We start from the raw sequence: 10028 nt of genomic DNA on the forward strand, positions 1-10028 counted from the left end.
GACGGTCACGCGATCAGCTATGCGCCTCGATCAGGGCTTTCAGGATGTCCTCTTCCTCGGGCGTCAGATCGTCCAGCGGTGCGCGAACGGGACCGGCCGCAAAGCCGACCTGCCTGACGCCCGACTTGATCGCCGACACCGCATAGCCCTTGCGACGCGAACGCAGCGCCATGAAGGGATAGAAGAAGCTGTTCAGGATGCTCTCGCAGGTTGCCCGATCGCCGGCGCGCAGCGCTGCGTAAAAGCGGTTCGCCAGCGCCGGCGCGAAATTGAACACGGCCGAGGAATAGGTGGTGAAGCCGGCGCCAAGATAGGCCTCGGCGAACAGCTCTGCGGTGGGCATCCCGCCCAGATAGATAAGCCGGTCGCCCATTTTCGCAGTGATATGGCGGACCAGCCCGATATCGCCGGTCCCGTCCTTGAACCCGACGAGGTTCGGACACTCGTCGCACAGGCGCGCGAGCGTATCAGGCTGAAGCACCGCATTGTCGCGGTTATAGACCATGACACCCATGCCGGTGGCGTCGCAAACCGCCTTGACGTGGCGATAGAGACCCTCTTGCGGGGCGTCGATCAGGTAATGCGGCAGCAGCAGGATCCCGTCGGCGCCAGCCTTTTCGACATCGCGCGCGATCTGGGTGGCAATCGCGGTGCCATAGCCGCAGCCGGACACGATGGCGGTCTTGCCGGCAACCTCCTTAGCGGCGCTGACGATGGCGGGGATTTCCTGCGGCGCCAGCGAGAAGAATTCGCCAGTGCCGCCGGCGGCGAACAGGACCGGCGCGTCAAAGCCGGACAGCCACTCGACATGGGCCTTGTAGGCATCCGGGGCAAAGCGGTCTTCGTCGTCGAAAGGCGTCACGGGGAAGGAAAGAAGCCCCGATCCGAGGGCGGCCTTGATCTGTTGCGGGTCCATCTGAGGAAAGGTCCTTGTGCTGATACGACTCGCGGCAGTCGATCGGCCGCGCGTAAGCTGTATGACAACTTGGCGCCAATTCTGTCAATACATCTTGCGCCTTGGCTGACATCTTGCGAACTGAACGGTGACGAATTCGATAACGTCAGCAGCGCAAAATCCCGACAAATTGGCATGAAAAGTTGCACAGAGATGAAAATTTTCCGTTATACAACAGATCGTTGCGATCATACTTGCCCCATTTCCAGGGCCGAAGCAAACTCGCTGTTGACAGAATCATATCTGTATAACAACTATGGTGCATATTTCGGACTGAACGGACAGTCGAATCATCGGGAGGGGGACATGCCCGCAGGAAAACTGCGCCTGAACAGCCTGGCCGGGAGCGCGCTTTCGATTCTGGTGACGCTGTTCGGGCTTCTGGTCCTGACCTTCGTGATCGGTCGCATGATGCCTGCCGACCCGGTCCGCGCCATCGTGGGCGAGGATGCGACACGCGAGGTCTATGAAAACGTCTATCGCCAACTGGGCTTCGACAAGCCGCTATGGCAGCAGTTCATGCTTTACATGCGTGACGTGCTGACGCTGAATTTCGGCACCTCGATCCGCACCGGCCAGCCTATCCTTCAGGATATCGCCCGCGTGCTTCCGGCCACGATCGAACTGGCCACGTTCGCCATCATCATCGGCGCTGGCGTCGGCGTCCCGCTTGGCGTGATCGCGGCGGTCAACAAGGATCGCTGGCCCGATCAGGTCATCCGCATCATCAGCCTTCTGGGCAATTCGATGCCGATCTTCTGGACCGGGATGATCGCCCTACTGATCTTCTATGCCGGGCTTGGCTGGGTCGGCGGATCGGGAAGGATGAGCCAGTTCTATATCGGCATGGTGCCGGAGCGCACGAATTTCCTGCTGATCGACAGCGTGCTTGCCGGGCAATGGGATGTGTTCTGGTCGGCGATCAACCATATCATCCTGCCGGCCTTGTTGCTGGGATATTCATCCGCCGCCTTTATCACGCGGATGACGCGCAGCTTCATGCTGGACCAGATCAATCAGGAATATATCACCACCGCGCGGGTCAAGGGCCTGAGCCGGCGGCAGACCATCTGGCGCCACGCCTTCGGCAATATCCGGGTGCAGCTTGTGACCATCGTGGCGCTTGCATACGGCGCGCTGCTGGAAGGCGCGGTGCTGATCGAAACGGTCTTCGCCTGGCCGGGCTTCGGGCAATACCTGACCTCGAACCTGCTGATCGGCGACATGAACGCGGTCATGACCTGCGTGCTGATCGTCGGCGTGATCTTCATCGGGCTGAATATCCTGTCCGATATCCTTTACCGCGTATTCGACCCCAGGACGAGGTAGGCCATGACCAACGCACATCCGACCGCCCCCGCCCACCGGACGCCGCAATTCCTGACCGCGACCCGGAACATCCTAGTCTTTCTGGCCAGACAGCCGACCTCGCTGTTCGGGCTCATCGTGCTGGCGGTTCTGATCCTGGTGGCGATCTTCGCGCCGCTGATCGCGACGCAGGACCCCATCACGCAGGATCTGAACAACGCCTTGCAGTCGCCGAACGCCGCGCATTTCTTCGGCACGGATGAGCTGGGCCGCGACATCTTTTCGCGTCTCGTCTATGGCGCGAGGATCACGCTGACGGTGATCTTTCTGGTGACCATCGTCGTCGGGCCGATCGGGCTGCTTTTCGGGACTGTCGCGGGCTATTTCGGCGGGCGCGTCGACACGGTCATGATGCGGATCACCGATATCTTCCTGTCCTTCCCCTCGCTGATCCTGTCGATGGCCTTTGTCGCGGCACTTGGTCCCAGCCTGAACAACGCGATCATCGCAATTGCGCTGACCTCATGGCCGCCCATCGCGCGGCTGGCCCGGGCCGAGACGCTGACCTTCCGCAAGGCCGATTACATCGCCGCCGCCCGCCTTCAGGGCGCGTCGCCGGCGCGGATCATCTGGCGGTCCATCGTGCCGATGTGCCTACCCTCGGTGCTGATCCGGCTGACGCTGAATATGGCGACCGTGATCCTGACCGCTGCGGGGCTTGGCTTTCTGGGCCTTGGCGCGCAGCCGCCGATGCCCGAATGGGGCGCGATGATCGCCACCGGCCGGCGCTACATGATCGACAGCTGGTGGCTGGTGACCTTCCCCGGCCTCGCGATCCTGTCGGTCAGCCTGGCCTTCAACCTGCTGGGCGACGGCCTGCGCGATGCGCTTGACCCGAAACAGATGAACCGGAGATAGGCATGGACCCGATCTTGGACGTTCAGAACCTTTCCATCCGCTATGGCGGCGCACCGAAACCTGCGGTGCGGGATGTCAGCTTTACCCTCGGCCACGAAAGGCTGGGCATCGTCGGCGAAAGCGGGTCCGGCAAATCGACGGTCGGGCGGGCGATCATGCGGCTGCTCGACACCGCCACCATAACTGCCGACCGGATGCAGTTCGAGGATGTGGACCTGCTGGCCGCGACCGAGGCGCAGATGCTGAAGATCCGTGGCAAGCGTATGTCGATGATCCTTCAGGATCCGAAATTCTCGCTGAACCCGATTCAGCGCTGCGGCCACCAGATATCCGAGGCCTATCGCACCCATATGAAATGCTCGAAAGCCGAGGCGAAGGCCCGCGCCATCGAGATGCTGGAGCAGGTCCATATCCGCGATCCGGAACGCGTCTATGACCTTTACCCGCACGAGGTCTCGGGCGGGATGGGTCAGCGGGTCATGATCGCGATGATGCTGCTGACCAGCCCCGATCTGGTCATCGCGGACGAACCGACCTCGGCCCTGGATGTCACGGTGCGCTTGCAGGTGTTGCAGATCCTTGACGGGCTGGTGCGCGACAAGGGGATCGGGCTGATCATGATCAGTCACGACCTGAACCTTGTGCGCGCCTTCTGCGACCGCGTGCTGATCATGTATGCCGGGCGGCTGGTGGAAACGCTGGACGCCAAGGATCTGGACAATGCCCGCCACCCCTATACACGCGGCCTGCTGGCCGCGCAGCCGCGTATCGGCGGATCGCGCGCGCCGTTGCCGGTGCTGGAACGCGAGGCAAGCTGGGTGAACCCGCAGGAGGCCGTATGATGAAACCGCTGTCGATCCACAACCTTTCGGTCAGTTTCGGGGCCGTTCAAGTGCTGCATGAGGTGTCGCTGGAGGTGGCGGCCGGGGAATGTTTCGGGTTGGTGGGCGAATCCGGGTCGGGCAAATCGACGATCCTGCGCTGCGCCTCGATGCTGAACGACAGCTGGAGCGGCACCGTCGAAATCGACGGTCGGAACGTCCGTGAAATGCCGGTCCGCGACCGCTGCCGCACCTTGCAGATGGTGTTTCAGGATCCGTACGGATCGCTGCATCCGCGCCATTCGATCCGCAGCGCGCTGGAGGAAGGGCTGCGCGTCAACGGCATCGGCGACCGGGCCGAGCGGATGGCGCAAGCGATGCGCGATGTCGGCCTGCCGGTCGATTTTCTGGACCGCTATCCCCACCAGCTTTCGGGCGGTCAGCGTCAACGGGTCGCCATCGCCCGCGCGCTGATCCTTGAACCCGATCTGCTGTTTCTGGACGAGCCGACCTCGGCGCTGGATGTCTCGGTTCAGGCCGAGGTGCTCAACCTGCTGGTCCGGCTGCAGAAGGAAAAGGGCTTTACCTATCTGATGGTCAGCCACGATCTTGCCGTGGTCGACCACATGTGCGACCGTTTCGCGATCATGCAGCACGGGCATATCGTCGAAATCCTGTCGCGAGAGGCGATCACGCAAGGCACGGCGACCCAGCCCTATTCACGCGAGCTGATCGGGGCCAGTCTTGAATACGAACGCGCCGTCTGACGACCCGCTTTTGCCGCCCTTTCTGGCCGACCGTCTGGCAGGCCTCGACCACGATCTTGCCTTTCGGAAGGGCGACGAATTCGCCCCGTGGCACGACAGGCTGCGCAGCGCCTGGCTGGCCACGCTGCCCCCCCATGACAGCCCGGCCGAGGGCCACGCCGTTGGCACCGCCATCCGCTTGCGCTTTGCCACCGGGGCCGAGGCGGACGGGCGCTTTCTGCTGCCGGACGGCCCGGGCCCGCATCCGGCGGTGCTGCTGCTGCACGAACATGGCGGTGCGTTCGAGAGTGGCTGGCAAAAGCTGTTTGATCTGCCCGAAAGCCAACCCGCGCGCGACCAGCTTTATGGCGGCATCGCCGTGGCGGAGGCGTTGCGCGATGCCGGCTTTGCGGTGCTGTGCCTTGACGCCATCGGCTTCGGCGCGCGCTTTGCCGGCGGCTATCCGGCCCAGCAGGCGCTTGCCGCGAATGCCATCGCCCTGGGGTGGAGCCTTGCCGGCATCATCGCCGCCGAAGACGCGCAGGCCGCCGCCTGGCTGGCCCGGCAACCTGGTATCGACGCCGAACGGATCGGCTGTTTCGGCTTTTCCTTCGGCGGCTATCGCGCCTGGCAGCTGGCCGCGATCAGCCCGCATGTCGCGGCGGCGGCCTCGGTCAGCTGGATGGCCACGCGCGAGTCAATGATGCGGCCCGGCGCCCCGCTTTTGCAGGGGCATTCGGCCTTTTCCTTCCTGCATCCCGGCATCGACCACCGGGCCGATTTCCCCGATCTGGCCGGGCTGGCCGCTGACCGGCCGCTGTTCTTCCGATCCGGTCGCGGCGACCGGCACATGCCCGAGGACGGCGTAAACGCTGCCTGGGGACGTATTGCCGCGATTGCCGAGGCCGCCGGGGGCCCGCCCCCCGATACCGGCTTTCACGACCACGCCCATAGCTGCCCGCCAGCCATTATCGAACAGGCCACAGCCTTTCTGCGCCTTCACCTGACATGAAAACGCGGCCCGGTTCGCGGGCCGCGTTTCAGATTTGCGGGGGGACGTCAGCGCGTCTTCACGACATCCTCGAACCGGTTGACCCACGGATCCACGACGACGCCCTCTACATCGTTGCGGAAGGCCGCCGTCACCACCCGTTCCGAGAAGGGCAGGATCGACATCACTGTGTCGTTTTCCAGGTAGTTCTGGATATCCTCATAGGCCTTGACCTGGGTGTCGTAGTCCGACTGGATCAGGGCAGCTTCGATCATCCCGTTCAGCTTTTCGTCATAGAAGCTGGTCCGCCAGTTCTGGAAGTTGGTCAGTTGCGCTTCGTCCGCATTGTCCGGGTTATAGGCCATCGCGCGCAGGTTGCTGTCCGGGTGCGGCTGCTGCCCGCCGCCGCCACGACCGACCAGCAATTCGAAGCTGCGTTCGCGCATGGCACCATAAATCTGGCCGCCATCGCCGGTGATGATCTCGGCCTTGATGCCGGCCTGCGCCAGTGTGCCCTGAATGGCGGTGGCCGAATCCAGGAATTCCTGCGTCGAGATCACGCGCAGCGTCGTTTCGAACCCGTCGGGAAAGCCCGCCTCGGCCAGCAGGGATTTCGCCTTTTCCACATCCAGCGCATAGCCCGGATCGGGCATGGCCGCGAAAACAAAGCTGTTGATCCCGCGCTGACGCTTGACGCCGAAATAGGGCATGATGGCATTGTTGATGCCGTCATAGTCGATCAGGTAGCGCAGCGCCTCACGGACCTTGGGATTGGCATAGCGTTCATCCTTCATCGACACCGCGAGGTAATAGAAGCCCGCGCTCGGCACCGATTCCACGGTGATTTCGGGGTTAGCCTCCAGTGCCTTCAGGTCTGGCGCGGCCAGCGAAAAGGCGACGTCGAAATCGCCCTGCTCGATCCCCAGACGCTGGGTCTGCGATTCCGGTAGGTGGCGCATCAGCACGCGCGTCATCGTCGGCGCATCGCCCCAGAAGGCATCGTTGCGGGTCAGGATGACGAATTCATTCGCGCGCCACTGGTTCAGCGCATAGGCGCCCGAACCGGCCGAGTTATTCAACAGCCAGGCCTGACCCATATCGCCATCTGTCTCGTTCTCCTGAACCAGCTTGCTGTCCAGGATGGAACCGTACCCGGCCTCGGCCAGGAGCATCATCAACAGGCGCGGGTCGTCGGGTTGCGGGATGTTCAGCACGAATGTCCGCGGATCCTCGGCCACGAAATAGCTGTCGGCCTGCGCCGGGTCATAGCCGCGGCTGGCCAGTTTCGACGCCTGCGCCTGTCCCAGCGTCAGTGCGCGCCGGAAGCTGTAGGCCACATCCTCGGCCGTGACCGGATTGCCCGATGCGAAGGTCGCACCTTCGCGCAATGTGAATTTGACCGAGGCATTGTCGGGCGCGATTTCCCAGCTTTCGGCAAGGCGCGGCATCAGTTCATGCGTCTCCGGGTCCAGTTCGACAAGTGCGTCATAGACGTTATTGAGGATCTGCACCGTTTCACCGCCGGTGATCGCGGCGGGGTCCAAGGTCAGCACGTTGTTCATGTTGAACGCGACGATCAACTGATCCTCGGGCGTTTCGGCAAGAACCGGCGTCGCCCCGGCCAACAAAGCCGCCAGAGCGGCGCTTGCAAGCAGTTGTTTCATAATTCCTCCCTCGGGTGTGTGCCCTTTGTGCGCGGCGTCATGCCACGCGGTTGTTCTCGATATGATCGAAGTTGATATCCTCGCCGAGACCGGGCCGGTCGGGGACATGGACGAAACCGTCCGCATCCATCGGGTCGGAAAGCGAATTCAGATAGTCGAAGCCATCGTCATATTCCAGGAACGGATGCAGCAGACCGCGTTCATACCAGTGGCAATTCTTGACGGCGGCGGTGAGATGCAGGTTCATCGCGGTATTGCCATGCACCTCGCAGTCCATGCCGAAAGCCTCGGCCAGGTGCATGGTTTTCAACGCCGGAGTGATGCCGCCGACATCGTTGACCCCGGTGCGCAGGATGTCGCAGGCGCCGGACCGGATCCATTCGGCGCGGTGCCAATGCTTGCCCGCGGCGCTTTCGGGGCCGATGACCGGGATGTCCAGATTGTCCGACAGCCATTTGTAGGAGGACATGGACTGCTCATCCATCGGCTCTTCAATCCAGTCGAAGCCCAACTTCTCCAGCCCGCGCCCAAGCGCCAGCGCGTCGCTGCGCGAATACCAGTGGAAGGCGTCGATCATCAGGCGGATATCGGGGCCCACCGCCTCGCGCACGGCGGCGCAAGCCTTGAGGTCCATCCGCACATCCGGCGCCCAACTGACCGGCGGCATCCAGGTATGCAGCTTGATCCCCTGATAGCCGCGCTTGACCAGCGTCTCGGCAAAGCGGCCATAGTCTTCAGGCGTGGCAAGGCCGCCCTCCAACTCGTCCCCGCACATGACCGAGCCATAGGCCGGGATCTTGTCGCGATAGGCGCCGATCAGCTTGTGGACAGGTTGGCCGAGGCTGCGACCGGCCAGATCCCACAGCGCACAATCGACCACCGCTAGCGTCCGGTCGGTCAGTTGCGCCGCCGATCCGCGCTGCCAATGCGCCAGCTCCTGCCACAGCCTTTCGCGATCACGATGATCCTGTCCGATCAGCACCTTGCGCACGAACTTGTCCAAGACATGCGGGCGCATCACCTCGGGCGGAGCAAAGCTGTGACCCTCGTGCCCGTCTTCGGTTCGGATCGTCAGGATACCCTGTTGGACCTGATGCGGCTCACCCGGATGGGCATGGCCCGCAGTGTCGGAATGCCGCCGGGTCGTGTGCAGGAATACGCGCGCAGATACGTCGGTTATGATCACTTTGCTTCCCTCGCAGCGGCATCAATATAATCTGTATAACATCTTGTATGACAGATTCGGCGATTCCGTCAAGGATGATTTGACGGTATGTCTAACAGATCACGTCTAACGAGGTCTGGACGGCCCGGCAGACAATCCGCTACATATGAGATCTGTCTAACAAATCCGGTTTCAGCCTTGCCGAAAACGACCCTGGATCCCGTTCTCCCCCGCGCTCAAACGCGGGTCGCCCTGATCGCCGACGATCTGCGCCGGGCGATCATCGCGGGCGAATTTCCGCCCGGCGCCCGCTTGCCGAGCGAATCGGAACTCACGCAGCGCCACGGCGTCAGCCGCACCGTCGTGCGCGAGGCCTTCGCACGCCTGCGCGCCGATGGGCTGATCGAAACGCGCAAGGGTTCGGGCGCCTATGCGCTCGATCCGGCGACGCAGTCGCATCAACCCTTTTCCGATCTGGACACCGAGCGCCTGTCTGGCGTGATCGAACTGTTCGAGCTGCGATCGGCCTTTGAAATCTCCGCCGCCGGCCTTGCCGCGAGGCGCCGTTCCGGCGCCCAGATCGACGCCATCGTGCGCGCAAATGAGGAGGTCGCGAAATGCTTCGACACCGGCGTCTCGACGCGCGAGGCCGATTTCGCCTTTCACTACGCCATCGCCGAGGCGTCGCAGAACAAGCGCTTTCCGGAATTCCTGACACTGATCCGCCCCGGCCTCGCCCCGCGGGTCGAGTTGGAGGCCCGCGGAGGCACGCCCCGCGCCTATGTTCCGAACCCGAAGCTGGTCGAGGAACACAACAATATCATCGACGCCATCCTGATGAGCGAACCCGATCGCGCCGAAGCAGCGATGAAGGAACATCTGAAAGGCAGCCTCGACCGCTATCGCGACCTGTTGCGGAATACGTTGGCACATCCGCATACATAAGCATCGGCCAGCACGTCGTATCCGTCCCGTTGGTATTCTCCCCGATCTAAAGGAAATTAGTAAGCGATGAGGTTGATGCCCCCGGCGCGTAACGCCGTGCCACCTGCGCAACCGAAACACCCGGCGCCGCCGTCTGCTGACAGATCGACCGCTCTTCCTCACCCGTCCAGAACCGCCCCTTGTCCGACGCGTCGTTCAAGCACCCATGGTGTCCACTATTCTTGGTGGACACTAACCGGAACCATCAGAGCCTGGCAGAGCGGTCAGACCGAACGGTTACCTGCCACCCGTCTTTGCAAACGTTGATGTGGCGTTGATGTAAAACGGGGGTTGGGGTACCCGACTATTTCAGTCTGCATCCAAGCGTTTGATTTTAGGGTATTTTTTGGTTGCGGGGGTAGGATTTGAACCTACGACCTTCAGGTTATGAGCCTGACGAGCTACCGGGCTGCTCTACCCCGCGCCAATTGCGCAGACAATTGAGTATGCGCAGGTATTTCATCGTTTCAGAGAGA

9 protein-coding genes and 1 tRNA gene are annotated in these 10028 nt (G+C 62.5%); 6 read left to right on the forward strand and 4 right to left on the reverse strand.

The window, feature by feature from the left end; genetic code table 11:
* Positions 1-13: 13 nt before the first annotated feature.
* Positions 14-916, reverse strand: a complete 903-nt coding sequence (kdgD, locus tag FNJ84_RS19985) for a 5-dehydro-4-deoxyglucarate dehydratase (protein ID WP_143794946.1) — start codon at positions 914-916, stop codon at positions 14-16.
* Positions 917-1261: 345 nt separating this feature from the next.
* On the opposite strand from kdgD, the gene FNJ84_RS19990 reads away from it, so the two are divergent.
* Genes FNJ84_RS19990 through FNJ84_RS20010 form a run of 5 tightly spaced genes read left to right on the forward strand, consistent with a single transcriptional unit; the run spans position 1262 to position 5760 of the window.
* Positions 1262-2284 carry an ABC transporter permease gene (locus FNJ84_RS19990; RefSeq protein ID WP_143794947.1) on the forward strand — a complete coding sequence of 341 codons (1023 nt, stop codon included), beginning with the start codon at positions 1262-1264 and terminating at the stop codon, positions 2282-2284.
* A 3-nt stretch (positions 2285-2287) separates the two neighbouring features.
* A complete protein-coding gene (gene nikC, locus FNJ84_RS19995; RefSeq protein WP_143794948.1) occupies positions 2288-3181 on the forward strand; it encodes a nickel transporter permease in 894 nt (297 codons plus the stop codon).
* A gap of 2 nt (positions 3182-3183) precedes the next feature.
* Positions 3184-4023 (forward strand): ABC transporter ATP-binding protein, encoded by an 840-nt coding sequence (locus tag FNJ84_RS20000; RefSeq protein ID WP_143794949.1) that lies wholly within the window; start codon positions 3184-3186, stop codon positions 4021-4023.
* The gene (locus FNJ84_RS20005; RefSeq protein WP_143794957.1) at positions 4023-4769 is read left to right on the forward strand and encodes an ABC transporter ATP-binding protein; all 747 of its coding nucleotides are present in this window, start codon (positions 4023-4025) and stop codon (positions 4767-4769) included. Before FNJ84_RS20000 ends, FNJ84_RS20005 begins: the two co-directional genes overlap by 1 nt.
* A complete protein-coding gene (locus FNJ84_RS20010) occupies positions 4747-5760 on the forward strand; it encodes a dienelactone hydrolase family protein (protein WP_143794950.1) in 1014 nt (337 codons plus the stop codon). The genes FNJ84_RS20005 and FNJ84_RS20010 overlap by 23 nt, the downstream gene beginning before the upstream one ends.
* A gap of 47 nt (positions 5761-5807) precedes the next feature.
* Here the strand turns inward: FNJ84_RS20010 and FNJ84_RS20015 are convergent, their stop codons facing one another.
* Entirely contained in the window at positions 5808-7403 is a 1596-nt protein-coding gene (locus FNJ84_RS20015; RefSeq protein WP_143794951.1) for an ABC transporter substrate-binding protein, read from the reverse strand.
* Between the two features lie 37 nt (positions 7404-7440).
* Positions 7441-8589 (reverse strand): mandelate racemase family protein, encoded by a 1149-nt coding sequence (locus tag FNJ84_RS20020; protein ID WP_143794952.1) that lies wholly within the window; start codon positions 8587-8589, stop codon positions 7441-7443.
* Positions 8590-8766: 177 nt separating this feature from the next.
* Between FNJ84_RS20020 and FNJ84_RS20025 the strand changes: the two genes are divergently transcribed.
* Positions 8767-9513 (forward strand): FadR/GntR family transcriptional regulator, encoded by a 747-nt coding sequence (locus FNJ84_RS20025; protein ID WP_255471330.1) that lies wholly within the window; start codon positions 8767-8769, stop codon positions 9511-9513.
* Between the two features lie 386 nt (positions 9514-9899).
* On the opposite strand, the gene FNJ84_RS20030 is transcribed toward FNJ84_RS20025, so the two are convergent.
* Positions 9900-9976, reverse strand: a tRNA-Met gene (locus FNJ84_RS20030).
* Between the last annotated feature and the right edge of the window lie 52 nt (positions 9977-10028).

The sequence above is a fragment of the Paracoccus sp. M683 genome (genome assembly GCF_007096355.1).
Lineage (GTDB): Bacteria > Pseudomonadota > Alphaproteobacteria > Rhodobacterales > Rhodobacteraceae > Paracoccus.